This window comes from Sphingomonas sp. (assembly GCF_017304615.1).
GTDB lineage: Bacteria > Pseudomonadota > Alphaproteobacteria > Sphingomonadales > Sphingomonadaceae > Sphingomonas.
In genome coordinates, this window is record NZ_JAFKLZ010000001.1 from 298,542 (window position 1) to 324,263 (window position 25,722).

At 65.2% G+C, this 25,722-nt stretch carries 21 protein-coding genes and 1 tRNA gene; 9 read left to right on the plus strand and 13 right to left on the minus strand.

Annotation, left to right across the window (positions count from 1 at the left end; translation table 11 throughout):
- Entirely contained in the window at nucleotides 1-675 is a 675-nt protein-coding gene (locus tag J0J06_RS01560; protein WP_294039605.1) for a hypothetical protein, read from the minus strand.
- Between the two features lie 378 nt (nucleotides 676-1,053).
- Here J0J06_RS01560 and J0J06_RS01565 point away from each other — a divergent pair, with 378 nt between their 5' ends.
- Together J0J06_RS01565 and J0J06_RS01570 are read left to right on the plus strand one after the other, a co-directional pair.
- A complete protein-coding gene (locus J0J06_RS01565) occupies nucleotides 1,054-3,501 on the plus strand; it encodes a hypothetical protein (RefSeq protein ID WP_294039606.1) in 2,448 nt (815 codons plus the stop codon).
- A 79-nt stretch (nucleotides 3,502-3,580) separates the two neighbouring features.
- On the plus strand, nucleotides 3,581-4,063 hold the full coding sequence (locus J0J06_RS01570; RefSeq protein ID WP_294039607.1) for a hypothetical protein: 483 nt from the start codon (nucleotides 3,581-3,583) through the stop codon (nucleotides 4,061-4,063).
- Nucleotides 4,064-4,122: 59 nt separating this feature from the next.
- On the opposite strand, the gene J0J06_RS01575 is transcribed toward J0J06_RS01570, so the two are convergent.
- Complete coding sequence (locus tag J0J06_RS01575) at nucleotides 4,123-4,383, minus strand: metal-sensing transcriptional repressor (RefSeq protein WP_294039608.1); 261 nt, start codon at nucleotides 4,381-4,383, stop codon at nucleotides 4,123-4,125.
- A 91-nt stretch (nucleotides 4,384-4,474) separates the two neighbouring features.
- On the opposite strand from J0J06_RS01575, the gene J0J06_RS01580 reads away from it, so the two are divergent.
- The 5 genes from J0J06_RS01580 to J0J06_RS01600 all read left to right on the plus strand — a co-directional run bounded on the left by J0J06_RS01580 (nucleotide 4,475) and on the right by J0J06_RS01600 (nucleotide 11,875).
- Nucleotides 4,475-5,791, plus strand: coding sequence for an MFS transporter (locus J0J06_RS01580; RefSeq protein WP_294039609.1), 1,317 nt, complete (start codon nucleotides 4,475-4,477; stop codon nucleotides 5,789-5,791).
- Nucleotides 5,792-5,868: 77 nt separating this feature from the next.
- On the plus strand, nucleotides 5,869-6,180 hold the full coding sequence (locus tag J0J06_RS01585; RefSeq protein ID WP_294039610.1) for a hypothetical protein: 312 nt from the start codon (nucleotides 5,869-5,871) through the stop codon (nucleotides 6,178-6,180).
- A gap of 54 nt (nucleotides 6,181-6,234) precedes the next feature.
- Nucleotides 6,235-7,494, plus strand: coding sequence for a TolC family protein (locus J0J06_RS01590; RefSeq protein WP_294039611.1), 1,260 nt, complete (start codon nucleotides 6,235-6,237; stop codon nucleotides 7,492-7,494).
- A complete protein-coding gene (locus tag J0J06_RS01595) occupies nucleotides 7,491-8,654 on the plus strand; it encodes an efflux RND transporter periplasmic adaptor subunit (RefSeq protein ID WP_294039612.1) in 1,164 nt (387 codons plus the stop codon). The genes J0J06_RS01590 and J0J06_RS01595 overlap by 4 nt, the downstream gene beginning before the upstream one ends.
- Nucleotides 8,651-11,875, plus strand: coding sequence for a CusA/CzcA family heavy metal efflux RND transporter (locus J0J06_RS01600; protein ID WP_294039613.1), 3,225 nt, complete (start codon nucleotides 8,651-8,653; stop codon nucleotides 11,873-11,875). The genes J0J06_RS01595 and J0J06_RS01600 overlap by 4 nt, the downstream gene beginning before the upstream one ends.
- A gap of 39 nt (nucleotides 11,876-11,914) precedes the next feature.
- Here J0J06_RS01600 and J0J06_RS01605 read toward each other — a convergent pair whose 3' ends face one another.
- The 10 genes from J0J06_RS01605 to J0J06_RS01650 form a co-directional block, all read right to left on the minus strand.
- Nucleotides 11,915-12,901 (minus strand): hypothetical protein, encoded by a 987-nt coding sequence (locus J0J06_RS01605; RefSeq protein WP_294039614.1) that lies wholly within the window; start codon nucleotides 12,899-12,901, stop codon nucleotides 11,915-11,917.
- A 3-nt stretch (nucleotides 12,902-12,904) separates the two neighbouring features.
- Nucleotides 12,905-13,624, minus strand: coding sequence for a superoxide dismutase (locus J0J06_RS01610; protein ID WP_294039615.1), 720 nt, complete (start codon nucleotides 13,622-13,624; stop codon nucleotides 12,905-12,907).
- A 31-nt stretch (nucleotides 13,625-13,655) separates the two neighbouring features.
- A complete protein-coding gene (gene chrA / locus J0J06_RS01615) occupies nucleotides 13,656-15,065 on the minus strand; it encodes a chromate efflux transporter (RefSeq protein WP_294039616.1) in 1,410 nt (469 codons plus the stop codon).
- Complete coding sequence (locus J0J06_RS01620; protein ID WP_294039617.1) at nucleotides 15,062-15,913, minus strand: sulfurtransferase/chromate resistance protein; 852 nt, start codon at nucleotides 15,911-15,913, stop codon at nucleotides 15,062-15,064. The genes chrA and J0J06_RS01620 overlap by 4 nt, the downstream gene beginning before the upstream one ends.
- Before the next feature lie 169 nt (nucleotides 15,914-16,082).
- Nucleotides 16,083-17,996, minus strand: coding sequence for a site-specific integrase (locus J0J06_RS01625; RefSeq protein ID WP_294039618.1), 1,914 nt, complete (start codon nucleotides 17,994-17,996; stop codon nucleotides 16,083-16,085).
- An 86-nt stretch (nucleotides 17,997-18,082) separates the two neighbouring features.
- Nucleotides 18,083-18,157: transfer RNA gene (locus J0J06_RS01630), tRNA-Glu, on the minus strand.
- 48 nt (nucleotides 18,158-18,205) lie between these two features.
- Nucleotides 18,206-19,963 carry a single-stranded-DNA-specific exonuclease RecJ gene (recJ, locus tag J0J06_RS01635; protein ID WP_294039619.1) on the minus strand — a complete coding sequence of 586 codons (1,758 nt, stop codon included), beginning with the start codon at nucleotides 19,961-19,963 and terminating at the stop codon, nucleotides 18,206-18,208.
- 10 nt (nucleotides 19,964-19,973) lie between these two features.
- Entirely contained in the window at nucleotides 19,974-20,666 is a 693-nt protein-coding gene (locus tag J0J06_RS01640) for a 2OG-Fe(II) oxygenase (protein WP_294039620.1), read from the minus strand.
- 80 nt (nucleotides 20,667-20,746) lie between these two features.
- Nucleotides 20,747-21,676: an RcnB family protein gene (locus tag J0J06_RS01645; RefSeq protein WP_294039621.1), complete on the minus strand. Its 930-nt coding sequence runs from the start codon at nucleotides 21,674-21,676 to the stop codon at nucleotides 20,747-20,749.
- 115 nt (nucleotides 21,677-21,791) lie between these two features.
- Nucleotides 21,792-22,328: a (2Fe-2S)-binding protein gene (locus tag J0J06_RS01650; RefSeq protein WP_294039622.1), complete on the minus strand. Its 537-nt coding sequence runs from the start codon at nucleotides 22,326-22,328 to the stop codon at nucleotides 21,792-21,794.
- Between the two features lie 77 nt (nucleotides 22,329-22,405).
- Between J0J06_RS01650 and J0J06_RS01655 the strand changes: the two genes are divergently transcribed.
- Together J0J06_RS01655 and J0J06_RS01660 are read left to right on the plus strand one after the other, a co-directional pair.
- A complete protein-coding gene (locus J0J06_RS01655) occupies nucleotides 22,406-23,206 on the plus strand; it encodes a class III extradiol ring-cleavage dioxygenase (RefSeq protein WP_294039623.1) in 801 nt (266 codons plus the stop codon).
- A gap of 82 nt (nucleotides 23,207-23,288) precedes the next feature.
- Nucleotides 23,289-24,584: a sugar MFS transporter gene (locus J0J06_RS01660; RefSeq protein WP_294039624.1), complete on the plus strand. Its 1,296-nt coding sequence runs from the start codon at nucleotides 23,289-23,291 to the stop codon at nucleotides 24,582-24,584.
- On the opposite strand, the gene J0J06_RS01665 is transcribed toward J0J06_RS01660, so the two are convergent.
- A complete protein-coding gene (locus tag J0J06_RS01665) occupies nucleotides 24,581-25,699 on the minus strand; it encodes a CaiB/BaiF CoA-transferase family protein (protein WP_294039625.1) in 1,119 nt (372 codons plus the stop codon). The genes J0J06_RS01660 and J0J06_RS01665 overlap by 4 nt on opposite strands.
- Nucleotides 25,700-25,722: the final 23 nt, after the last annotated feature.

Consider the following 25,722-nt stretch of genomic DNA (forward strand, 5'->3'; position numbering starts at 1 on the left):
TCATGCGCCTTTTTCGATCCACGCCGCCGGCACGGCCGGCAGGCACCAAAACATGGGATTGCCGCCATGCTCGTGAAGCCAATCGTGGACGGCGCCACGATTTGCGGCGGCATTCGGTGGGTCGACCCACCGATCTGCCGCCGCAAGACAATCAACAATGAGAAAAAGCAGATACCGTTGCGGTGCTCTGGGCCTACGGCGGCGCCATGGCGCATCGGGATTCTGCGCAGCGGGCGACGTCTGCCAATCGTGAACTTCGCTCTGGTATACCGAGCGCTTCCACTGAAAACGGTGGTAGGCGCCCAGCTCCACACACCAGTGATACCGCTCCCGGTTCCGGAAAACGGCGGTGGCGTGATCGATATAGGTGCCGGTCGGATCTTCGGCGGAGGCTGCAATCAACCAGGGATATGCGATTGCACCGGCCGCCTTCAGTCCGAGGAGCGCGATGGGGTTGAGCAGCAGCCCGCCCAGGCATTGCTCATTCGAACCGTTCTCATAGATACGATTATCGACTGATCCCTCGTCCGATGCTCGGCGCAGATGCCACGTTGCGGCCAGGCGGTGCTCGCGCTCGGCTTCGCCGACATAGGCGACATGATGCGCGTAACGCGCCGCCGCACGCTTCGCGGTCGCCTTGGCGGTAGCAAGCAGAGCTGCAGCATCGGTAGGCATATGCGCTCACGACATCCTCGTAGGCATCTATGATGCCGGTGATCGTGAGCAGCGTGTCGCCGACGCCGCTTTCGCAAGGGCTGCGGGAAGCGGCGTGGGTGCCGCCACTGCTCACCCCGTCGATTTAGTCTTCGCCAACCGCGGCGTCAGCGGCGGATAGGACACGCGATACGCGGAGTTACCTCACCCGTGTCTATTGGACTCGGCTTGATCACGACCAACGCCAATGATCCCGTGTCCTGACTGAGCTGCGACGGAGGGGCAGATCAGGTCAGTCAAATGGAGGGGGTGGTGCGCAGTAACCGCGAAATCCGCCCCACCGCTGACGGATGGGGGGATTTCATCGTGCTCCACCCCCTCCTCGGGACAGGGCGAGAAATGGCGACCTTTTATGTTGGTGCACGGCGGGCAAGGGACGGCGAGATCGCCGCCGAATGCCATACGTCGTCGCTAATGCTCAACCATGCGAGCCGGTCGCTGCGGCAGACCGAAGCGCAGCCTCGCCATGGCAAGCATGCTCGGCTCAGTCCGGAAGAACGAAGCCGCCGCAACGCCGATCGCGCGGCTCGGCGGCGGCAGTTGCAGCGCAAGAAGGAAACGTTTGCGGAACTTGCCGAGCAGCGTGCGGCGCGCCAGCGCGTGCGCGAAGAGGAAGCGTGGCTCAAACGCAAGACCATCCGTGTGAAGGTGGCGAAAGCCGACCGCTCGAAGGTCACCAGGTATGGTGGGCGTCGTCACTATCGTCAGCGTGAACGATTCGAACGCGTGGTCCTGCCAAGCTGGAGCAACACCAGATTTTCGCCGCAGACCGGATTGGTCTGGCGAATCAAAGGCCGGAGCATGGGCGGACAGGGACGGAGTAGATACCGTCGTCGAGAATGCTCGCGTTTCGCGCGCTATTGCATCAACCAGGCCGCGTTGGAACTAGCGCCTGAGGCGGCGATCTTCACCTCGATCGTTCCGCCGCATGTTAGCCGTGACAGCGATGAATTCGCGCGCGAACTGGTTACGTTCCTCGACGCGGCCGAGGATCTGGAGCGCGAGATCGACCCTACCGGCCAACTCTACAAGTCAATCATCGTGCCGCTGCCGCACGACATCAGCCCAGAGCGTCGGCGTGACATCGCGGCAGCCTATGCGCGTCAGTTCGACCGGCACAAGCTACCCTACCTGCTTGTGTTGCATGCCCCGGATCCCGGCGGCGACCAACGGAATTATCATATGCACGCGCTAGTGCTGACTCGCGCTTTTGAACGCGTGGGCGATTATGAATGGACGTTCGCGAAGACGAAAACGCGTGATCTCTTTCATCCGGCAATGCTCAAGGTGTGGCGACGCTACACCGTGAATCTGTTCAACCATCATCTGACCGAGGCGGGCATCGCCAGGCGCTATACGATCCGCGCCGTCGCACCCGTCGATAAGCATCAGGGCCGTGTCCGCACGATCGAACGGCGTAAGGCGGTATTGGCCGCCGAGGAGAAGCTGGTCGAGGCCAAGAAGAACCGCAGCCTGAGCGAGATTGTCGGCTCCTGCGCCAACGATTTGGTCGCAATCGCACATCGCCATGTCGAGATCGGCCGGACGATCGGTCGGGTTCGAACGACGATGCTGAGCGAGATAAAGATCGAATGCTTGGCAGCGCAGAAAGCCATTGGGGAGCAGCGTGGCGCGCTCCAGCTCACGGTGATGCTGGCCGATCTGCGTCGGCGCACGCTGGCGTTGCACGAACGCCGCGATCGGCTCGTCGCTCGCGCCCGGATCTCAACGTTACGCAAGGATATTCGCGCCCGCTTGGTCGAGAGCGCAAAAGCCGTCGATCACCTCGGCGATATGTCGCGTCGGGCCATTCTATTGAGGGCGACTAGAGAACTTGCTGAATTGTCGCATCGAGTTCGAGCAGATCGTGCAGATCTGGTTTTGGCGGCGCGAATGGCGACGCAGGCTAGACGTATCGCAAACCTGCGTGACGCAATTCATTCTACAGCTGAGATAAATAGGCAGGGCCGGCGACGCCTCGGCAAACTTCTTCGAAAGGGAGGGAGCGACGCTGGTGCGCGCGTGCGTAGCATGACCGAGAGCGCCGCGCGTCGTCAGGCCGAGTTGAGGAAGGTGCACCAGGCAGCACTGCGGCAACGAGCGCTGTCGCTACGCGATGCGTTGGCTACGATGCGAATGGATGTTGAGCTAGGTCGTCTTAATTTGCCTCGACCGCCGATGACCGGAATCATTGCGCAAGCCGCAAGGATCGGTGGGGTGGACCAGGTGCCGGTGTCGGGCGTCCAGCGGCGTTCAACTGCAATCGGACCCCGGCCTATTGCTGCGCCCAACAGGCTCGAGCTTAGCGCGCCGTTGGGCAGCATGCCCATCGATCTAACCATGTTCGATTCCGCGATACGAGATCTTCCTGCTTCGCGTGTATCGGAAATTGCGAGCGAGCTTGGCGACCTGCGGGCGGCGATCCGTTCCAATCAGGCGCATCTCTATCGAACCGGCCCTAATTTGCGCGTGGTGACTGACGATCCTATTGTGCGTGCGGTAGTAGGCCGGATCCTCAACAATCCCGCTGGCAAATCGATCTTATTGTCGATTGGCCGTCCGACGGCAGATAAAGCGACCGCACCGGTATCGCGCCAGCTGAGTCTGGCTGAGCGGGAGCGCTTGCGATCTTCTACGCCGACCGCAGTGCCCTCGCTCCATAAGAGTCCCTTGCAACAGGCACCTTCGAGCGAGATCGAGCCAGCGCCGACGGAGCAAGCGCCCGATATCGATCGCGACCGTGATGATGATCAGGCCGGAATTTCGCGGGGCGGTGCCGAGCGATGACCGGAACCACCAGAATGCAAATTAGTGGTGTGGACAGGAGGCAGTGATCCCCATGGCGGGGATGAAAAAGGAACTGCATATGTCCAACGAAGTCGAGATCGCGACGCGCTACGTTCACGCTGTAACTCATATGCTGTTGCGGCGGCGGACGATGCAGCCGGGCGTCGCCATCGTCGCGGGTGAGCCGCTGGATGCCGCCAAGCGGGTAGGTTTGGGGCAAATGGCGCGACAGGCCGATACCGATATCGTCCATTTGGCGTTCGATCACACCGATCGCGGCTATGAGATGGTCGGCCTAACCGTCGCCGCGCCCCGCAACATCGCCGTCTACTCCTATCCCAACTGTCGCTTAAGCCTGATCGGCAGGCGCACCGTCATCATGCCGCCCGAGCATGTCCGGGGCCACTTTGTTCTTGAACCCCATGAGCTGATCCACAAGCCGGCAAAACCCGATGGCTGGGACGAGGGCATCCGGCGCGCGGAACGGCAACTCGTAAATCTTATCGCTCACGGCATCGTCGCCCATGGCCAGATTGCCCTGCACACCTTGGCCAATGGCTAGGCTTCGAGGCTGACAGAGGCGATCACCCGTCGCGCCCAAAGGCAGGCGATAAATGCCGGTCACCAATATTTCGAGATCGCCCGGAACTCCTCGATCGCGTGCTGCGGACCCTCGCCGTCCTCGGCATGCACCAGGCAATGGTCGATATGGTCGTTGATCAACGCCCGTTTCGCGCTGGCGATCGCATTCTCGACGGCCTGAAGTTGCTGGGCGATGTCGACGCAGGGCCGTTCCTCGTCGATCATGCCGACGATGCTGCGCAGGTGACCGGCGGCGCGGTTGAGCCGCTTGATAATGGCGGGGTGGGTGACGTGTGCCATACCGCTCTCTCCCACACCGTCATCCCGCTGTCGAGAAAATATCCCCCCGGGGGGATGGACATATATCCCCCTGGGGGGATAAGGGGCCAGTATGTTCTCCGTGCTCGCCAACCGCACCTATCGCCATCTGTTCCTGGCGCAGATCATCGCGCTGATCGGGACGGGGTTGGCCACGGTCGCGCTTGGACTGCTCGCCTACGACATCGCCGGTGGCGATGCCGGAGCCGTGCTCGGGACCGCGCTCGCGATCAAGATGGTCGCCTACATCGGCGTTGCCCCGATCGCCGGGGCGTTCGCGAACAAGGTGCCGCGTCGGGCATTGCTCGTCGCGATGGACGTGCTGCGCGCCGGCGTCGCCGTCTGCCTGCCGTTCGTCACACAGGTGTGGCAGGTCTATGTCCTGATCTTCGTGCTTCAGTCGGCTTCGGCCGCCTTTACCCCGACCTTCCAGGCGACGATTCCAGACGTCCTGGCGGAAGAGCGCGATTATACCCGCGCGCTGTCACTGTCGCGGCTGGCCTATGACATGGAGAGCCTGACCAGCCCGATCCTGGCGGCGGGGCTGCTGACGCTGATCAGTTACCACTGGCTGTTTTCGGGCACCGCGATCGGGTTCGTCGCCTCGGCGCTGCTCGTCGTCTCGACGACGCTGCCGCGTCCGAAGCCGATCGAGGATGAAGGTGGCATCTACGACAAGACGACGCGCGGCACGCGCATCTACCTGAAGACGCCGCGCCTGCGTGGGTTGCTGGCGCTGACACTGGCGGCGGCGGCGGCCAGCGCGATGGTGATCGTCAACACCGTGGTCATCGTGCGGGGAATGGGCCTGAGCCAGCGCGACGTCGCGCTGACCTTGGCGGCGTTCGGCGGCGGATCGATCACGGCGGCGCTGACCCTGCCGCGCATCCTTGATCGCATCTCCGATCGCACGGTGATGCTGGTTGCCGCCGCGCTGATGACGATGGTGCTCGCGGCGATGGCGGTGGTCACTCTCGTGATGGGAAAGAGCGGGGGCTATTGGTTCGTGCTACTTGCCGGCTGGCTGGTGATGGGTGTGGCCTATTCGGCGAGCGTCACGCCATCGGGCCGGCTGCTGCGCCGCTCCGCTCATGCCGAGGATCGACCCGCACTGTTCGCGGCGCAATTCGCGCTCAGCCATGTCTGCTGGCTGATCTGCTATCCGCTGGTCGGCCAGCTCGGTGCGCGGGTCGGCATGGCCGCAGCATTCGGGGGCATGGCGGTGATCGCCGCGATCGGCACGCTGCTGGCGCTGTGGCTGTGGCCCGCCAACGACCCCGACGTGGTCGCTCACGCTCATGGCGACCTGGCGGCCGACGACCCGCACCATGCGGAGGGCGAGCACGACTTCGTGATCGACAAGCGTCATCCTGATTGGCCCAAATCATGACCGCCATCGTCTTGCCGCCACTGGGGCGTTCGCATAGGCTGCGGACCGTGCCCATCCGGCGTCCTCGACCCGCGCTCTTGAGCGTCATCCTCGCCATCCTCGCGGTGATGACGATGAGCGCCGTGTCGACGTGGCACAGCGCGAGCTTCCATGACGACGACCCGATCCACGCTGCGTCGGTGACGCATGTCCACAGCGATAGCGGATCGGTCGATCCCGATGCGCCTATCCATGTCGCCGCGCATATGGTCGGCCAAGGCATCGATCTCCCGTCGGTGACGACCGCGCCGCTCTATGCGGCTAGGGAAGTCGTGCGGTGGCAGATGACCCCCAGCGGCTTCACGCCAGGCGAGGATCCGGCGTCACCGCTTAGACCGCCCCGAGCCTGATCTCTCTAGCGCGCGTCGCCGCGCCACGAGGATCAATCAGGCAAGGACATCGATATGAACGGCACTTTACGCCGGCGACGCCTCGTGGCGTTGCTCGGCGGACTCGCGAGCATGGCGCTCGCCGGGTCGGCGTGGGCAGACCCTGCGCCTCCCTTCGCGCAATTGTTGAAGCAGGCGGAAAGCTCTCCGCGCATGAAGGCGATCGAGGCCGACGTCGATCGCGCCAAGGGGCTATCGGACCAGGCCAGGGCACGGCCCAACCCCACGGTTAGCGTATATGGCGAGAACATCGCGGGATCATCGCCCTATTCGGGGTTCGATCGCAGCGAGACGACACTGCAGTTCAACCAGCCGTTCGAGATAGGCGGCAAGCGCTCGGCGCGGATCGCGGCGGGTGAGGCCGGGGTTGTTGCCGCCAGAGCACGCGGACGGCAGGGTCGGATCGCCTTCGCCTATGAACTGGCGCTGGCTTATGTCGCGGTTGAACTGGCTGATCGCCGCATCGCCTTGGCCGAGGACGAGATCGAGGAAGCCGAGGCCGATCTGAAGCTGGCCCGCGCGCTGGTCGAGGCTGGCAAGGAAACGCGGCTACGCGCGCTGCAGGCTGAGACCGAACTCAACGCCGCACAGGCGGTGCTCGAAGGAGCCAAGGCGACACGCACCGCCGCGCTCGCCAGACTATCGGCGATGGCCGGGGTCGAAACGCCATTCACCGGCGTGTCCGAATCGCTGCTCGATCGCATGACACCGCGCACGACCTATGGCCCGGTCGACCCGATGCAGAGTGCTGGCTATATCAGCGCGCTGGCCGATCGCGACGCCGCCGTCCGTCGTGCTGCATCGGAGCGCAAGCGGGCGATCCCGGACGTGACCGGTCAGCTCGGAATTCGGCGCCTGCAAGGGGACCGCGCGACCGCATTGGTCGCGGGCATCTCGCTGCCGCTCAACCTGTTCGATCGCAACAAGGGCAATATCGCGGCGGCCGATGCCGATGTGCGCGGCGCCGATGCGCGTGCCGAGGCAACCCGACTGGAAGCGGCGGCTAACGTCGCCGCAGCACTGGCGTTGGTCGAAGCCGCCGATGCGCGCGTCGCCGCCGCCGAGCGGACGATGGGGAACGCAACTGAAACCTATCGCCTCGCTCGGATCGCTTATGAGGCCGGCAAATCGCCGCTTAGCGAACTGCTCGTCGCCCGTCACGGCCTTGGCGTGGCACGCGGGGTCGTCGTCGACGCCGCCGCCGCCCGTCTCGATGCTCGCGCCCAACTCGCCAGCCTGCAAGGCCTGGCCGTCACCGGAGAACCGGTTCAATGACCAATAATCGCCTGTATGCCGGGGCCGCACTCGGTCTCGTGCTCGTCGCCGCCTTGGGATTCGGAGCCGGCCGGATGACGCAGTCTCCACCTGCTGCTGCCCCGACGACTGCCACCGCCGCTGCTTCTGCCGCCGCGCCGAACGACACCGTGGAACTCGACGCCGCCGGCATCAAGACCGCCGGCATCACGATAGCGCCAGCCGCTGCCGGTGAACTCGACACCGCCATCGCCGCGTCGGCGACCGTCGAGGCGACACCCGACGCCGAAGCGGTGCTGACCGCCCGCGCGCCCGGCACGGTCACGCGCATCTTCAAGCGCATCGGCGACCCAATCCGCGCCGGCGAGACGATGGCACTGGTCGAAAGTCGCGACGCCTCGGCGATCGCCGCCGATCGTGCCGCCGCCGCCGCCCGCGTGACCCTGGCCTCGAAGCAGGTGGCGCGCGAGCGCTCGCTGCTCGCGCAAGGGGTCAGCCCGCGTGCCGATTACGAGACGGCGCAGGCTAACCTTGCCGTGGCCGAAGCCGATGCCCGGCGTGCGAGTGCCGCCGCCGGCGCGGTGCGCCTGTCGGGTGACGGCCGATCGGTCGCGGTCGTGAGTCCCGTCACCGGCCGCGTTACCGCTGCCTCGGCCAAGCTGGGCCAGTTCGTTGCCGCCGAGGCCGAGCTGTTCCGTGTCGCCGATCCGACGCGGCTTCAGATCACCGCCAGCCTCCCGCCAGCGGATGCGTCGCGCGTGCGCGCCGGTGACCGCGTGGAGCTGACCACCAGCGACGGGCGCACGATCGAAGGCCGCGTCCGCTCGGAGACCGGCGTGGTCGACCCCGACACACGGTCTGCGACGATCATCATCGAGCCGAGCGCAGGTGGTAGCCTGCTGGTGCCCGGTCAGCTCGCGCAGGCGCGCATTTTCGCCAGCGGCGGCGCCGCCAAATCGGGCGTGATGGTGCCGCAGGATGCGGTGCAGACGATCGGCGACCGAACGGTCGTGTTCGTCCGCACGGGCAAGGGCTTCAGGGCTCAGACCGTGCAGGTCGGTAGTCGCAGCGGCGGGCTGGTCGCAATCACTTCTGGCCTGTCGGCGGGCACGCCGATCGCGACGGTCAACGCCTTCCTGCTCAAGGCTGAGATCGAGAAGAACGAAGGGGGCGACGAATGATCGCGCGCATCCTTTCGATTTCGGTCCGCATGCGGTGGCTGGTCGCCGCGCTGACGCTGATCGTCATCGGCTTCGGCCTGTGGCAGATCACCAAGCTGCCGATCGACGCGGTGCCCGACGTCACCAATCGTCAGGTGCAGATCAGCACCTTCGCGCCAACGCTGGGCCCGGTTGATATCGAGAAGCAGGTGACCTTCCCGGTCGAAACCGCGCTGGCGGGCATTCCGGGGCTGGAGATCACCCGGTCCTTTTCGCGCAACGGCTTCAGCCAAGTGACGGCGGTATTCACCGATTCGACCGACATCTATTTCGCGCGTCAGCAGGTGACCGAGCGGCTCGCTCAGGCCAAGGACAGTCTGCCCGTCGGGGTGCAGCCCAATCTCGCACCGCTCAGCACCGGGCTGGGCGAGATATTCTTCTATTCGGTCGCGTTCCGCCATCCCGATGGCAAGGGCATCAAGGCGGTCGACGGCAAGCCTGGCTGGCAATCGGACGGCAGTTACCTGACTCCCGAGGGCGAGCGGTTGACCACCGAGCTCGCCAAGGCGGCCTATCTGCGCACGGTGCAGGATTGGATCATCCGGCCGCAGATGCGCAACGTGAAGGGCGTCGCCGGCGTCGATTCCAACGGCGGCTATGTGAAGCAATATCTGGTCGAGCCGAACCTGAACGCGCTCGCCACCTATGGCCTGTCGATCACCGAACTGGCGGACGCGCTGGAGCGGGCCAATCTGTCGGCGGGGTCGAACTATGTCCGCCGTGCGGGCGAGAGCTTCCTGGTCCGCGCCGATGCCCGCCTGAAGTCGATCGCCGACATCGAGGAAGCGGTGGTCGCCACCCGCGCCGGCACGCCGGTGCGTGTGAAGGACGTAGGACAGGTCGTCATCGGTGGCGCGGTCCGCACCGGATCGGGCAGCCGCATGGGATCGGAGGCGGTCATCTCGACCGTGCTGATGCTGGTCGGCAGCAACAGCCGCATCGTCGCGACGAGCGCGGCGGAGAAGCTGACTCTCGTCAACAAATCGCTGCCGCCCGATATCTTCGCTGAGCCGGTCTATAACCGGTCGAAGTTGGTCAACGCCACGATCGCCACGGTCGAGAAGAACCTGACCGAGGGCGCTTTGCTCGTCATCGTCGTTCTGTTCCTGCTGCTCGGCAACATCCGCGCGGCGCTCATCACGGCGGCAGTGATCCCCGTTACCATGCTGATGACGGCGGCGGGCATGAACGGGCTTGGCGTGTCGGGCAATCTGATGAGCCTGGGTGCGCTCGACTTCGGCCTGATCGTCGACGGCGCAGTCATCATCGTAGAGAATGCGCTCAGGCGGCTCGCCGAGCGGCAAGAGCATGAAGGGCGGCTGCTCACCCGCGAGGAACGAATGGAAGAGACGACGCTTGCCGCGCAGGAGATGGTGCGGCCGACCGTCTATGGTCAGCTCATCATCTTCCTCGTCTTCGTGCCGCTGCTCACCTTTCAGGGGGTAGAGGGCAAGACCTTCTCGCCGATGGCGATCACGCTGATGGTCGCGCTGGCGAGCGCGTTCGTCCTGTCGTTGACCTTTGTGCCGGCGATGATCGCGCTGCTCATCAAGGGCAAGGTTAGAGAGACCGAGGTCAAGCCGATCCGTTGGTTCAAGGAGAAATACGCGCCCCTCTTGCAGCGTGCGGTCACTCGTCCGTTACCGTTCATTCTGGGCGGGGCCGGCGTGTTCGTGGCGGCGATCCTGTGCTTCGGGTTACTCGGCGAGGAGTTCATGCCGCAGCTCGACGAGAAGGACATCACCGTCACCAACTTCCGCGTGCCCTCGGCTTCGATCGACCAGTCGACGCAGATGCAGCTCAAGATCGAGGACGCGCTGAAGTCCTTGCCCGAGGCAGCGTTGGTATTTTCCAAGAACGGCAATGCCGATCTTGGCACAGACCCGATGCCGCCCAACGCCTCGGACACCTATTTCATCCCCAAGCCCGAGAGCGAATGGCCGGCCGACGTGCACAGCAAGGAGGACATCCTCAAGCGAATCGAGGCCAAGATGAAGCCACTGATAGGCAACCGGACCGAAATTCAGCAGCCGATCCAGATGCGCTTCAACGAGCTGATCGCGGGTGTTCGGGCGGATGTTGCGGTCAAACTCTATGGCGACGATCTTGACGCGATGAGCCAGCAGGCCAAGCGCATCGCCGGGGTGCTGCGCACCATCCCCGGCGCGGGCGACGTCAGCGCCGAGCAGACCGATGGCGCCCCGACCTTCGACGTGAAGATCGATCGCCAGGCGGTGGCGCGTTACGGCCTGTCGGTCGAGGAGGTGGCGAATACCGTCGCCGCCGCACTCGGTGGGCGTGAAGCTGGACTGCTGTTCGAGGGCGACCGGCGCTTCTCGGTGGTTGTCCGCCTGCCCGATGCGCAACGTGACGATCTGGAAACGCTGGGGGCGATCCCGGTGATGTTGCCAGCGGCCGAGGGCCAGGTCGCCCGCTCGATCCCGCTGCGCGAGGTGGCGCGGTTCAGCTACACCAATGGCTTGAACCAGGTCAGCCGCGAGAACGGCAAGCGCATGGTGACCGTGCAGGTCAACGTGCGTGGCCGTGACCTGGGCGGGTTCGTCGACGAGGCGCAGGCAAAGATCAATTCGCTGCAACTGCCCGCCGGGATGTATACGGCATGGGGCGGAACGTTCGAGAGCCTGCAATCGGCGCGGCTCAGGCTGATGATCGTGGTGCCGATCGTGTTCGTGGCGATCTTCGGCCTGCTCTATATGGCGCTGGGCGGCGTTGGCCGTGCGGCGATAGTGTTCAGCGCGGTGCCAATGGCGCTGGCGGGCGGCGTATTCGCGCTCCTGCTGCGGGGCATCCCGTTCTCGATCACGGCGGCGGTTGGCTTTATCGCACTGTCGGGCGTCGCGGTGCTCAACGGACTCGTGATGATGAGCGCGATCCGCAAATATCAGGATGACGGCGCCGACGAGGACGATGCGATCGTAAATGGCGCGATGGAGCGCGTCCGCCCGGTGCTGATGACCGCGTTGGTCGCCAGCCTCGGCTTCGTGCCGATGGCACTGGCGACCGGCACCGGTGCGGAGGTGCAGCGACCGCTGGCAACCGTGGTGATCGGCGGGTTGATCACATCCACCGCGCTCACCCTGCTGGTGCTGCCAGCCATCGCCGCCTGGGCGGGGCGGCTGCGCAAACGCCCGGTGCAAGAAGGCGCGATTGCAGCACTCTGATTTGTCCTGCCGGGCGAGACGATCGTCCGGCAGGATTGCTCAATCGGTCGGCTGATAGATCCTGATCTCGGCCGCCTGGCCGCCCCCCGCGCGCACGGCGACAAACAGGCGGTCGAGTTCAGGCACGAACAACGCGGTGCGTGCGCCCGAGCGGGTCGACGCAATTCCGAGTGATCGATAGGCGCCAGACACCATGCCGAACACTTCAACGGCGCCCGACCCGCAACTGACCAAAAGCCGATGCCGAGCGGCGTCGAAGAATACGTCGTCCGAATCCCCGCAGGTCGAAAGGTCGGTCGCGATGGCGCCCGTTGCCAGATCCATCGTCAGCAGTCTTGCGGGCCAGCGAAACACCAGCGCGGCGACACCCTGATCAACCGCCATCGGGAAGTTGAGCCGATAGCGTGCGTGCCAATCGGATTGGATCTTGCCGCTCACCAGATCAGCCACGATCACGCGCCGCGCATCGGGCACGTTGACGATGGCGTTGTCGCCGAACAGCCGGAAGCCCTCGGGATGTCCGGGCAAGGTCACACGCTGGACCACCGAGCGTGTCGCAGGGTCGATCACGGCCAGCGCGCCCGATCCATAACCGACAATCAGTCGGCCGTTCCTAGGATCGACCCGCAGATTGTCCGCGTCGTCACCAAACGACATTACCCCGTCGGCGCTGAGATCGTGGCGATAGAATCGCACGGTGCCGTCGCCGCCGCTTGCGACCGCGAGTTCGTCTCGCGCGGGCAGCCATGCGACGCCCTGCGGTTCCTTGAGGCCAGAGATGCGCCCGACGACTGCGCCGCGTGTGAGGTCGATCACGTCCACGCTGCCATCGCCGACTTCGGCCACGAACAGGCGATGACGTTTGAGATCGACGGCGAGATGATCGATCCGCCCTCCGACGTCGGGCAGTGCGATGGTTTGCGCGAGTTTCAAGGGTGCCGTCGCGGGCGGCGCGGCGCTGCACGACGCGCTGCCGGCAAGCATGGCGAGCAGAACAGGAATGCGTCGTAGCAGCGCGCCACCCATCGGTCAGGCCCGGTCGGCGGCGGCGGCCTGGGCTAGCCTCTTGTCGGCCGACGTCCAGTCGATCGCGTTCATGAACGCATCGACATAGGCGGGGGCCTTCGCACCATAGTCGATCGCGTATGCGTGCTCATACATGTCGAGCGCGAGGATCGGCGTGCCGCCCGCCAACGTCATCGTGTGATCGGCGGCCCATTGATTGACCAGGCAATGGTCGCGGTGGCTCCAAGTCAGCAGCACCCAGCCCGAACCGCCGCCGAGGGCCTTACCCATGTTGCTGAACTCGGCCCGCCAGCGGTCATGACTGCCGAAATCGCGCTCGAGCGCTGCCGCCAGCACCTTGCCCGGCTGGGTCGGGGTGCCGAGCCCGGCGAAATACAGTTCGTGCAGGATCATCGAGTTCCAGGCGATCAATTCCTCGCGCTTCAGGCCGTTGAGCGTGAAGCCGGGCGCGGTCGCTGGGTCAAGGCTGGCGAATTGCGTCGCGATCGCGCCGAGCCGCTTCACCGCGCCGACATAATTGTTGTCATGGTGGCTCACGAGCATCTTCTCGGACAGGCCGGTGATCGACGCCGGATTGAAGGGCAGCGGCTGTGGTGTGAAGGTCTTTGCGGCGGCGGGTGCAGGCGCGGCGGCGGCGGGCCCCCCGGCAAGCGCGCCGGCAGCGCCGACGCCAATGACGGCGCCCGCGATCAGGCTGCGGCGGTCGATGGTGGTGTCGGTCATGGCGTTTAGTCCTTTCCAGTAGGGGATGGGTTCAGCCAAGCTGGCCGGTGAGATGGAGCGCGATCCCGGCAAGCGAGGTCGCGACGAGCGTGGCAATCGTGCCGGTCTTGAAGCGGAGAACAGCGACGATCGCCGCCGCTGACAGCGCCAGTGCCCAAGGATCGAGGCTGGCCGGCACCGGCAGGTCGAGGTGGATCGGGCCGGCGGCGAACGGCGTCACCCGGCGGAAGACGGTGTGGAGCGCGAACCAGACGGCTAGGTTCAGGATTACGCCGACCACCGCCGCCGTGATCGCGGACAGCGCACCCGCAACAGCGGCATTGCCGCGCAGCCGCTCGATGAACGGCGCGCCGAGAAAGATCCAGAGGAAGCACGGCACGAACGTGACCCAGGTAGCCAGCAGGCCGCCCAGTGTGCCCGCGAGCAACGGCGGCAATATGCCCGGTGCGCGATAGGCGCCCATGAACCCGACGAACTGCAGCACCATGATGAGCGGTCCCGGCGTCGTCTCGGCCATGCCGAGCCCGTCGAGCATCTCGCCCGCGCTCAGCCAGTGATAGGATTGCACCGCTTCCTGCGCGACATAGGCCAGCACGGCATAAGCGCCGCCGAACGTCACCATGGCCATGCCAGAGAAAAAGGTCGCGATCTGGCTGAACACGTTCGTTGGGCCAAGCCACAGGATCAGCAGCGCGACCGGCACGAGCCACAGCGCGACACAGACTGCGGCGGTGCGCAGCGTCTGTCGCCAGGAAACAACGGCATGCGCGGGCAACTCGACGCCGAGCAGAGTGTCGGCGTCGTCGACGATGCTGCCCTTGGCCCCACCGTGTCCGCCGCCGGACTGGAACGCCGCAAGTCCCGCTCTGCCGCCGATCCAGCCGATCAGGCCCGCCGCAAGGACGATGAGCGGGAATGGAATGCCGAAGAAGAAGATCAGGACGAAAGCAGCACCCGCCAGCCCGAGCATCGCTCGGCTGCGCAGTGCCCGCGATCCGATCCGCACGACGGCTTGCAGCACGATCGCCAGCACAGCCGCCTTTAAGCCGAAAAAGAGCGCCGAGACGATCCCGAGTTTACCGTAGAGCGCGTAGATCCAGGACAGCGCCATGATTGACACGACGCCGGGCAGGATGAAGAGTCCGCCGGCGATGATGCCGCCCTTCGTCCGGTGCATCAGCCAGCCGATATAGGTCGCCAGTTGCTGTGCCTCGGGGCCGGGCAGCACCATGCAATAGTTGAGCGCGTGCAGGAATCGTTGTTCGCCGATCCAGCGTTTCTCTTCGACCAGCACGCGGTGCATCATCGCGATCTGTCCCGCCGGGCCGCCGAACGACAGCGACGCGATCCGTAGCCAGACCCAGAAAGCCTCGCCGAGCGACACCGCGCCCGGCCGTGGCTGCGAGGGCGCCGTCGCCGGCACCACGGAGGCGGCGCTCACGCCCGGACCTCGTCGACTTTCCTTGCTGCCGGCCTGTGCGAGGCCCAATTGTGCGTTTCTCCGCGCGCGTCGCGGCACCATCGATAGAAAGCGTCGTAAAGACCCATTCCGACCTCTAGCTGTTCGAGATCGTCAGAATACATGCGCGAAAGACCGAGCGACGCCGCCAGCAGCCCTGCCGCCTCCGGCACGATCTCGGGATGGCCGGTATCGGCGCCGCGCACAATCGTGGCGAGATGGACTAGTGGCTCGATCCCGCCGAGCCCGAATTCCTCGACCATGAGATCGAAGGTGCAGCGATCCTCGCGATGACTCCAGAACACGCCATCGCCTTCGAGGTCGAACGCGGCACCGCCGACCTGCTCGGCGACCGCCAAAACGTCGGCGGGCGGCACGTAGAGAAACATCGCCTCAGGATCGACGAAACGCCGGATCAGCCACGGGCAGGCGATGCGATCGACCTTCGGTCGCGCCCGCGTCACCCAGGTTGTGCGGCCGTCGGCGTTACGGGTGGGGAGCGCGGCCTCGGACACAAGGGGCAGCGCCTCCTTGCGCCAGCCGTTGAAGCCATCATCCAGTGCTTCGGCCGAAATGCCGGTATGACGAAGGATCGCTGCGGCCCCCTGGCTGGTAGCGCGTCCCTGTTCGCATACGACGACGGCGTTTCGTGAGGGCAGCGCCGCCGCCCATTGCGCAACCGAGGTGGCGGAGCGGAAGATCGACCCGGGGATGAAGCGAGGGTCTGCGATCCGCTCCTCATCGCTTCGCACGTCGATGACGAGCGGCGCGCCGGGCGTGCCGATCAGTCGGATGAGTTTGTCGATCGCGATCGAATGTAAAGCAGGCATGATGCGTCCTTGGGTAAAAGTTTAGGACGCGATTCTTCGGCTGTCGCCTCGTGGGGAGACCGCATTCCCCATAAGGCTTGGTTGTCACGACACCTCCTGGGCAAGTCAAGCGTGCAGTGTGCATTGCTCCCAAATATGGCGTTGTTTCGAAACCGCTGCATCGGATTTTCTAGGTGCCAATTCGTATGGCCAAGCGGCGGCGAGCACATGCGATGGCCGGATCCCAGGCAATCGAAGGATATTCGATCAGGTCAACGGCTTCGTGGAGAACATCGATCGCGGCCCCCGCTCCGTATTTGCGCCCGATGGAGAGAGGAGCGTGACCGGCCAACAGATCGGCGATCTCCTCCTTCATCTTCGAGTTGCGGCATGCTCGCTTCATCGAGTGGCGCATCGAGTAAAAGACCTTCTCCTCATCGGTGATACCTAAGCCGCGAATGTAGCGGTTCAGTCGCCGGGATAGATAGTTGGCTCGCTTGCCATATCGATCGCCCTCAAGGCTATCGAGAAGCCAGTCGGCACCGCTCTGACGTTGGTGCTCGACAAAGTCGAGAAACCCAGCTTCGATCAGCAGCCAGTGGATCGGCACGTCACGCAGCGACGTCTTGGTCTTGGCTGTCTTGTTTGCCTCGCCGTCGGCATTCTTCTTCCTGCGCACTTTGCGTGGATCGAGCTCGACCGAGATATACCAGATGCCACGCTCCTGCTTGACGTTGCTAGGTCGCACGGTTGCCATCTCTTCGGGCCTTAGGCCGGTAAGTGGCGCCAGCATGACGCACCAGAATTCGTCGTCCGATCGGTCGCTGTCGGGGTCGATCATCATCGAGGACGAGAAAATCGTCGCCAATTCGTCTTCGTCGAAACATTTGCGGGCGTTGACCTCGCTCTTGGCGTCTTCGACGGTCACGAGCTTGGCTGGGTTGGTCTTGATGAGTTTGAGCTTGTCGCGAGCATATTCGAGCACGACCCGGATGCCCGATACCGACTTGGCGACGGTTGGCCCGGATAGGCGTGGGAGATCCTTTTCGCGCGCGATCCTGATCTGATCGAGGATGGGCAACGAGGCGATGTCTTTGGCGGGACGTGTCGGCAGCGACTGGAGCGCGTTGCGAAACCCTTCGACCATTTCATCGGTTATGGCAGCGACTTCGACATCGCCCCACAAGGCAACGAACCGGTTGGTTGCCTTGCGCCACTCATCGACCAGTTTCGCCTGTTCGCGCGGCCGCGTGTTCGTCCAAGCCTGGAAGACCTCGGATATCGTGCGCGCCTTAACCGCCTCGCCGAAGATCGCTTCGCGAAGTTCGGTATTGATTTCGACAGCTGTCGTCGGTGTTGCAGGTTGGACAGCAACTGGAGCGATCTGACGCGGCAATGGTGTCGCCATCTGAATCGCGGGAAACGCAGCTCGATACGCTTCCAAGTCGGGCTGAGCATGATCAAGCAGAAGATGAATAAAATGTCGCGCTGCGATAGCGACCGTCGCTGGATCGGTCGGGCAAGGCGCGCCGGCATGAGCAAACGCTTCTACAAGGAAGCCTTCGGCCATCCCCCAAAGTCCCGCCGCCTCGATACGCCGGGCTGCCTCTATCCCGACGAAGACGGCGCCAGCGTGGTCGCAGCGCAAGGCATCGCGCCGGAGTTCGACGGTCTTACGGTCTAGGCCCGCATAGACGTCGCTGGCCTGATCAACGACGCCGCGCTCAAACTCGCCATCCGAAAACGGATCGTCATCGACAAACGCACAGCTTTCGGCGATCGCCAAGCCTTTTAGCTCGTGAGCGATGACGCGGCCGCGACTGCCGAGACGGCGTGTCTCCGATGCCAGATAGGAGTCGATCACTGCCATCGCATCAGCCGACGCATTGGCAGCCGTTGCAGCTTCGATCTGCCGGAACCGGTCAAGCCATTCCTGTTGGCGCGCGGCGCAAAGGCGCCGGGCTTCGCCGAGGTCGCGGGTCTTGAGCGAGGCTACAACCTCGCGCCGCCCAAGTGCCTGGCGATAGCGTTCAGGCACAACGATCCGGAACCAGTAATAGCTGGAATTTGGCTTCTGGAAGGGGGCGATCAGACGGTTGCTCATGTGGACCACCTAAATGGACCACCCCGAGACCCGTAAGACACGCAATTTAGCGAGTTTCCTCGCTTTACCGCCAGTTATGAGGCGGATGGTGACCCCTACGGGAATCGAACCCGTGTTTCAGCCGTGAAAGGGCCGCGTCCTAACCGCTAGACGAAGGGGCCATCGCTGGCGCGGCATGCCGGTTAGGGAAAGCCGGGCGCGGGGTCAAGCTAATCAGCCCATGCCGCATCGTCGAGATGCAGTTCGGCGGCGGGACGCGAGGCCCAGTCGTCAACCTTGGGCCGTCCGGCGAGCCACAATTTGCGGTGCGGGGGCGCCTGGAGCAGCGCCTGGCCGAGCGCGGTGTCGGCGCTGCGGAACGCCATTGCCTTCAGGCTGCGACCGTCGTCGCCCGCCATGATCGCGCGGACATGGCCGTTGCCGACGACATCGACCTTGATCGGACGGAATGGCCCGGCGACGACGCGCGGCGCGGGCCAGCCCATGCCATAGGGGCCGCCGCCGTCGATCGTCTCGCACAGCATCGGCGTCACGCCGCCGGGAGCGAGCAAAGCATCGACCAGCAGCGCGCGATCGGCGTTGCTGCGCGCGACCGCGGCGGCGAGGCGATCGTCGAGGAAGGCGGCGAAATCGGCGAGCTTGTCCTCGGTGATCGTCAACCCCGCCGCCATCGCGTGCCCGCCACCCGCGACGAGCAGGCCAGCCTCTTTTGCTGCCAGCACGGCATTGCCCAGATCGACGCCCGGGATCGAGCGGCCCGAGCCCTTGCCGATGCCGGCCTCGTCGATCGCGATGACGATGACGGGTACGCCGAGCCGTTCCTTGAGCCGCCCCGCGACGATGCCGATGACGCCGGCGTGCCAACCCTTGCCCGCGACGACGGCCACCGCCGCGCCGTGCGGCTGGTTCTCGGCTTCCTGCTGCACCAGCGCCTCGATCGCGCGGCGTTCCTCGTTGAGGCGATCGAGCTCGGCGGCGATGCTGCGCGCTTCGACGGGATCGTAGGTAGTGAGCAGCCGCACGCCGAGATCGGCACGGCCCACTCGGCCCCCGGCGTTGATGCGGGGGCCGAGCGCGAAGCCGAGGTCGCTGCAAGTCGGCGCCCGCGTCAACCGGGCGGCTTCGGCGAGCGCGGTCAGGCCGATATTGCGGCGCTGCGCCATGACCTTCAGGCCCTGCGCGACAAAAGCGCGGTTAAGGCCTTTCAGTTGCGCGACGTCGGCGACCGTGCCGAGCGCGACCAGGTCGAGCAGGTCGAGCAGCTTCGGCTCCGCGCGATCGGCGAAGAAGCCGCGTCCGCGCAACTCGCGCAGCAATGCAGCGCCTAGCAGGAACGCGACGCCTACCGCCGCGAGGTGGCCGTGCTGCTTCCCCTCGCGCTCATCGAGCCGGTTGGGGTTCACCAGCGCCAGCGCGTGGGGGAGGGCAGTTGCGCATTGATGGTGATCGACCACGATCACATCGACCCCGGCGTCACGCGCCATGTCGAGCGCCTCGAACGCCTGCGCGCCGCAATCGACCGTGACGATCAGCGACGCGCCGCCCGCCGCGATCCGCACCAGCGCCTCGCCCGAGGGACCATAGCCTTCCATCAGCCTGTCGGGGATGTAGGCCTGTGGGTCGAGGCCCAGTCCGCGCAACAGCCGGATAATCAGTGCCGCCGAGGTCGCGCCGTCGACGTCGTAATCGCCGAACACTGTCACCGCTTCGCCAGCCTGCACCGCGTCGGCGAGGCGCGCCGCCGCCGTGTCCATATCGTTGAAGATCGATGGGTCGGGCATGAAGCCGCGGATGCTTGGGGATCGATTGGCGTCGAGGTCGTCACGCGCGACGCCGCGCGACAACAGCAATTGCGTCACCAGATCGTCGGGCTGGAACCCCGGATCGCGCGCGTCGGCGGCGAGCGCGCGCCAGCGCCACGGCTGGCCGAGGATCGATCGTGTGACGTTGAGGACGGTGTCGGTCATCGAGCGCCGGTCACTGGCGCAGCCAAGTGCCTTCGCGGAACCATTTGGTGATGATGTACTTGACGCCCTTCACCACCGGCATGCCCTCATGCAGCGTCAGCGTGTTGGGGCTGCCATCGGCGCTCATGTTGTTCCACGCCAGCAGGAGGCCGCGACGCGGCGCGACGCGCAGGCCCGCCTCGGGGAACCAGGTCGCACCGCCTTCCTCGACATCGTTGAGATAGATCATCGCGGTCCAGGTGCGCTGGCCGCCGCTGCGCCGCATCTCCGGCCAATAGGCCTGGTTCTCATGAAAGAAGTCGTGGTGCGCGCGGAATTGCTGTCCAGGCGCATAACGCTGCCCCTGCATCGTCTCCCCGCAGACTGCCGGCAGGCCGAGCAGATCGGCGATCGAATTGTCGATCGGCTGCACGTCGGGCGACCAGCGGTCCATGTCGCAGCTATCGCTGGTGCGGAACCCGTAATCCTCCCGCTCAGGCCGGTCGGACAGCAAAGTCGAGGGGCGGCGATTGCTGTCGATGACGCGGATCAGCGTGTCGCACTGTGCCGGATCGAGGAAATCGAGATGGTAATAGGCCTGCGCCGCGCCGACCAAGGCGGGCTGCATGCGGGGATTGGCGTCGAGCCGCTGAGCCACGCTCTGGCCGATGCGGGCGCGATCCTTAGACGGGCCGCCGGCGGAAATCTTCTTGGTGCCTAACATGGCCGCGTTTCTTCGCCGATGGCCTCGAAAAGGCAAGGGCCCGGGAACGAATTCCCCGACCCCAACCCACGCGACGACTCTCAGTAGAAAATGTCGTAAACCACGTCGACGACTTCGCCGGTGTAGATGTCCACCAGCAGGGCGTCGTTGTAGTAGCGCACCCAGCGATACTCGCCATACGCGTCCGGCAGGCGATAATTGTACGGATCGTCGATCCAGTAATTCTGGCCGAACAGCACCTGATCGAGCACGAAGCCGATCGAAAAGCGGCGATACCCATAGCTCCAGCCATACGGCGCGTAATAGCGCGGCAGGCGGAAGACGTTGCGATTGTACGACCGGTAGCTCTGCCAGTTGTAGCGATCGTTGCCGCGCCAGCCGCGGTTCCAGTTGCCGCCGCGATTGCCGTCATTGCCGCGCCAGCGATTGTCGCCGCCGTTCCAGTTGCGGTTGTTGCCGTTCCAGCCGTTGTTGCGGTCGCCGCGCCAATTATTGTTGTTGCGATTGCCATCGAACCGGTTGCGGTCGGCACGGGCCCGCGCCTCGGCCTGCGCGCGCGCCTGGTCGTTCGCGTCCGGCGTCACGCCGCCGCCGCGATTGCCCCAGCCGCCGGGACGAGCGCCATTGTCGTTGCCGCCATTGCCATTCCAGCGATTGCGATCGGGGCGCGGCTGATTGTCAACGCGGGGAGCCGGCGCATCGCCGCCATTGTTGCGACCCGCCCAACCGCCATTGCCGCGATTGCCACCGTTCCAGCCACCGAAGCGATTGCCGCCGTCCGCACGGGGCGCGGGTGCGGGAGCAGGGGCGGGTGCGGGCGCCGAAGCGCCTTCGCCGCGGCCACGCCAGCCACCGCCATTGCCACCACGATTACCCTGCGGCTGGCTGGCGCTCGAATCGCCGCCATTGCCGCCGCCGCGACCACGCCAGCCGCCGCGATCCTGCGCCGAGGCCATCGCCGGCACGATCGCCGCTGCCGCCATCAGTCCGAGAATAAAAGTCTTACGCATCCACGTAACTCCAACCGCCGGCGTACATGCCGGCCCCACGATGACGCCCTTCTGCCCGAGTCGCGATGACACGATGCTGAATTGGGCCGTCAGCATATTGAAAGGAATCTGGGTCCTAGGGGGCGGGAGTCAATGCCGGGACGATCCGCGCGGCGTCGGCAGGATCGACGCCAGGGCGCGGGCTCGCGACTTGCTCGTCGCCGCGCTGGATGCGGCCCGCGCGCTGGATCGCCTCGACCAGTCGCGGATAGACGCCGCAGCGGCAGATATTGGTGATGCCGGCGCGGATCTGGTCTTCGCTCGGGCGCGGGCTGCTCTTGAGCAACGCCGCCGCCGCCATCACCATGCCGGGAATGCAGAAACCGCACTGGCTGACGTTTTCGGCGAGGAACGCGGCCTGGATTGGGTGGCTGCGGTCGTGCGACAGCCCCTCGATCGTTGTGACGAAGCTGCCTTCGATCGATCCGATTGCGATCTGGCACGCTTTGCGCGCGACGTCGTCGACGTGAACGACGCACGCGCCGCAATGTCCGGTGCCGCAGCCATATTTGGCGCCCGTCAGGTTCGACGCATCGCGCAACGCGAACAGCAATGGCGTCGCCGGGTCCATGCGATATTCGACCGGCTGGTTGTTGACGGTGAATTTGGTCACCGCGCACCGATAGTCGGAAACGCGCCGTTTCCGCCAGCGGCATTGTGACGAGGCAAAGCCTGGCCGATATTCGCACGATGACGCTTCCCACCCTGTTCGTGCCCCATGGCGGCGGCCCGTGTTTCTTCATGGACCCCAATGGCGGCCCGCCCGATCCGATGTGGCGACCAATGGAGGATTACCTCGCCGGCCTGATCGCCAGTTTGCCCGAGCGGCCGCGGGCGATTCTGCTCGTGTCGGGTCATTGGGAGGAATCGGCGATCACACTCCACACGGGGGAGCGGCCGGGCCTGCTCTACGACTATTACGGGTTTCCCGAGCACACCTATCACTTGCGCTGGGATGCGCCGGGGGCGCCCGGTCTAGCGCGCCGCGCCGCCGGATTGTTGAACGCCGCCGGGTTCGAGACTCGCGAGGAAAGCGAACGCGGCTGGGACCATGGCGTGTTCGTGCCGATGAAGGTCGCGGTGCCCGACGCGGATGTTCCGCTGGTCCAGATGTCGCTGCGCGCCGATCTTGATCCTGCCGATCACATCGCCATCGGTCGCGCGCTCGCGCCGTTGCGTGACGAAGGGGTGTTGATCGTCGGCTCCGGCATGAGCTTCCACAATATGCGTATACGGGGTCCGCAGGCGACGGCGCCCTCCGCGGTTTGGGACGATGCGCTGAGCGACGCCGTGACCGATCCCGACCCCGTCGCGCGGGCGGCGCGTGTTACGGACTGGGCCGAGCTTCCCAACGGACGCTTCGCGCACCCGCGCGAGGAGCACCTGCTCCCACTGATGGTGGCGCTCGGGGCCGGCGGCGGCGATCCGGCGCGGCGCGATTTTCGTGACGTCGTGCTCGGCTGGACCGTGTCGGGTTATCGCTTCGGCTGACGAAAGCGGATTGCCGCCGGCCTGACGCTGGTCCATCACGCGCTCCGGATACCGGCCAAACGCCGGCCAGGAGAGCGAGTGCATGGCGATCAACCCGACGACTTCTGCATCGACCGGCGACAGCCATCAGGGGGTGAACGCGCCGGGCCTGCAGGTCTTCGTCTTCGCGCTGTTCTTTATCTTCGGCGGCATCACCAGCCTGAACGACGTCATCATTCCGAAGCTGAAAGAGCTGTTCACGCTCAACTACACCCAGGCGATGCTGGTGCAGTTCTGCTTCTTCACCGCGTACGCCGTGATCGGCATTCCGGGCGCGATGCTGGTCAAGCGGATCGGCTATATGCGCGGCGCAGCTGTCGGCCTGCTGACGATGATGCTCGGCTGCCTGCTGTTCATCCCGGCTTCGAGCACCGCGACCTATGAACTGTTCCTGTTCGCGCTGTTCGTGCTGGCGACGGGCGTCGTGCTGGTTCAGATCGTCGCCAATCCGCTGATCACGCTGCTTGGCAAGCCCGCGACGGCGTCGAGCCGCCTGACATTCGCGCAAGCGTTCAATTCGCTTGGGACGACGCTGTTCCCGATCGCCGGCGCGGCAATCATCCTGGGGAGTCTGGCAAAGGTCGAGGCGAAGGATCTTTCGGGTCCGGCGCTCGACGCCTATCGCACGGCGGAAAGCCAGGCGATCGTCCACGGTTATCTGGGGTTGGCGGTTGCGCTGGCGATCGTCGCGGCGGTGGTGTGGTCGTTCCGCAATCGGTTGAAAGGTGAGGCGCACCAGGCCGGCACTGGGCTCGCCGGACTCGATCTGCTCGGGCGGCCGCGCTTCGCGTTCGGTGCGCTGTGCATCTTTCTCTATGTCGGCGCGGAGGTGTCGATCGGGTCGCTGATCGTCAACTACCTCAAGCAATCGAACGTCATGGGCCTGACGACGGAAGCGGCTGGCGGATTGATCTTCGTCTATTGGGGCTGCGCGATGATCGGACGGTTCATCGGGTCGTTGGTGCTGCGCCTGATGAGCCCGGGCAAAGTGCTGGCGGCGGTCGCTGTCGGGGCGATCATGTTGATCGCGATCTCGACGCATACGACCGGCCGGACATCGGGCTATAGCCTGTTGCTGATCGGCCTGATGAATTCGATCATGTTCCCGACGATTTTCACGCTGGCGTGCGAAAAGCTCGGTGCACGGGCGGCCGACGGGTCGGGCATCATCAACGTCGCGATTTTCGGCGGCGCGGTCCTGCCGCTGGCGACGGGCGCGATCGCCGACGCGACGGGCAGCCTGGCGCTCGCGCTGCTGTTGCCGGCCGCGTGCTACGCGATCATCGCGGCCTTCGGCGTCTACGCCCGCAAGCCGGCGGAGGATTACGCCGACGCTTAGTCCGGCTGGCTTTCGCCTAGGCGTGGTGCGAACCGCCCAAGTGCCAAGTCTGCGTCGGAGAAGCGGATCGGGGTGCGCAGGCCGTCTAGGCGCTCGCCCTCGATCACCATGCCGCGCGCCCGGACCTGCGGGTCGTTGAGCGCCTGTTCGACGGTGTTGATCGGCCCGACCGGGACGCCGACCGCTTCCAGTTTCGCCAGCAGATCGTCGCGTTCGAACCGCCGCGTCGCCTCGCGGATCGTGGCGAATAGCGGTTCGCGGTAGACGATGCGCCCGGCATTGGTCGCCCAGCGTTCCTCTGGATCGATCCCGACCACGCCGCAAAAGCGCTGGAACTGGCCGTCATTACCCACCGCCAAGATGAACCAGCCGTCGCTGGCCGGGAAGACCGCGTAGGGCGACACGTTCATGTGCGCGTTGCCGACGCGTGTCGGCGTGACGCCGCTCGCGAAGTAATTCGCCGCCTGGTTGGCGAGCACCCCGGTCATCGTGTCGAGCAAGGCCATGTCGATATGCTGGCCGCGCCCGGTCCTTTCGCGCTGGATCAACGCAGCCTGGATGCCGATCACCGAATACAGACCGGTCGAGATGTCGGCCATCGCCACACCGATCTTCTGCGGCGCGCCATCGGGCTCTCCGGTCAAGTCCATCATGCCGCCCATGCCCTGGATGATGAAGTCGTAGCCGGGAAGGGGGGCGTAGGGACCGTCCTGCCCGAACCCCGTGATCGAGCAATAGATCAGGCGCGGATTGATCGCCGATAAGCTGGCATAATCGAGTCCGTATTTGACCAGGCCGCCAACCTTGAAGTTCTCGATCAACACGTCGCTCTCGGCGGCGAGGCGGCGGACCTCGGCCTGGCCCTCAGGCGTCGTGAAGTCGAGAACGACCGACGACTTGCCGCGATTGCAGGCATGATAATAAGCGGCGTCCTTCGAACCGTCGGGGTTTTCGACGAACGGCGGCCCCCAGGTGCGCGTATCGTCGCCCGCCGGGCTTTCGATCTTGATCACTTCCGCGCCGAGATCGGCCAGCACCTGTCCCGCCCACGGCCCCGCGAGAATGCGGGCGAGTTCGAGGACCTTGAGGCCTTTTAGCGGAGCATCTTTTTTCACGTCATTCCCGCGAAAGCGGGAAC

Coding starts and splice junctions, on each gene's coding strand:
- J0J06_RS01580 (WP_294039609.1), top strand. CDS start 4,475: ATGTTCTCCGTGCTCGCCAACCGCACCTATCGCCATCTGTTCCTGGCG.
- J0J06_RS01610 (WP_294039615.1), bottom strand. CDS start 13,624: ATGACCGACACCACCATCGACCGCCGCAGCCTGATCGCGGGCGCCGTC.
- J0J06_RS01605 (WP_294039614.1), bottom strand. CDS start 12,901: ATGGGTGGCGCGCTGCTACGACGCATTCCTGTTCTGCTCGCCATGCTT.
- J0J06_RS01575 (WP_294039608.1), bottom strand. CDS start 4,383: ATGGCACACGTCACCCACCCCGCCATTATCAAGCGGCTCAACCGCGCC.
- J0J06_RS01595 (WP_294039612.1), top strand. CDS start 7,491: ATGACCAATAATCGCCTGTATGCCGGGGCCGCACTCGGTCTCGTGCTC.
- J0J06_RS01560 (WP_294039605.1), bottom strand. CDS start 675: ATGCCTACCGATGCTGCAGCTCTGCTTGCTACCGCCAAGGCGACCGCG.
- J0J06_RS01565 (WP_294039606.1), top strand. CDS start 1,054: ATGGCGACCTTTTATGTTGGTGCACGGCGGGCAAGGGACGGCGAGATC.
- J0J06_RS01600 (WP_294039613.1), top strand. CDS start 8,651: ATGATCGCGCGCATCCTTTCGATTTCGGTCCGCATGCGGTGGCTGGTC.
- J0J06_RS01590 (WP_294039611.1), top strand. CDS start 6,235: ATGAACGGCACTTTACGCCGGCGACGCCTCGTGGCGTTGCTCGGCGGA.
- J0J06_RS01655 (WP_294039623.1), top strand. CDS start 22,406: ATGACGCTTCCCACCCTGTTCGTGCCCCATGGCGGCGGCCCGTGTTTC.
- J0J06_RS01620 (WP_294039617.1), bottom strand. CDS start 15,913: ATGCCTGCTTTACATTCGATCGCGATCGACAAACTCATCCGACTGATC.
- recJ (WP_294039619.1), bottom strand. CDS start 19,963: ATGACCGACACCGTCCTCAACGTCACACGATCGATCCTCGGCCAGCCG.
- J0J06_RS01660 (WP_294039624.1), top strand. CDS start 23,289: ATGGCGATCAACCCGACGACTTCTGCATCGACCGGCGACAGCCATCAG.
- J0J06_RS01625 (WP_294039618.1), bottom strand. CDS start 17,996: ATGAGCAACCGTCTGATCGCCCCCTTCCAGAAGCCAAATTCCAGCTAT.
- J0J06_RS01640 (WP_294039620.1), bottom strand. CDS start 20,666: ATGTTAGGCACCAAGAAGATTTCCGCCGGCGGCCCGTCTAAGGATCGC.
- J0J06_RS01570 (WP_294039607.1), top strand. CDS start 3,581: ATGTCCAACGAAGTCGAGATCGCGACGCGCTACGTTCACGCTGTAACT.
- J0J06_RS01645 (WP_294039621.1), bottom strand. CDS start 21,676: ATGCGTAAGACTTTTATTCTCGGACTGATGGCGGCAGCGGCGATCGTG.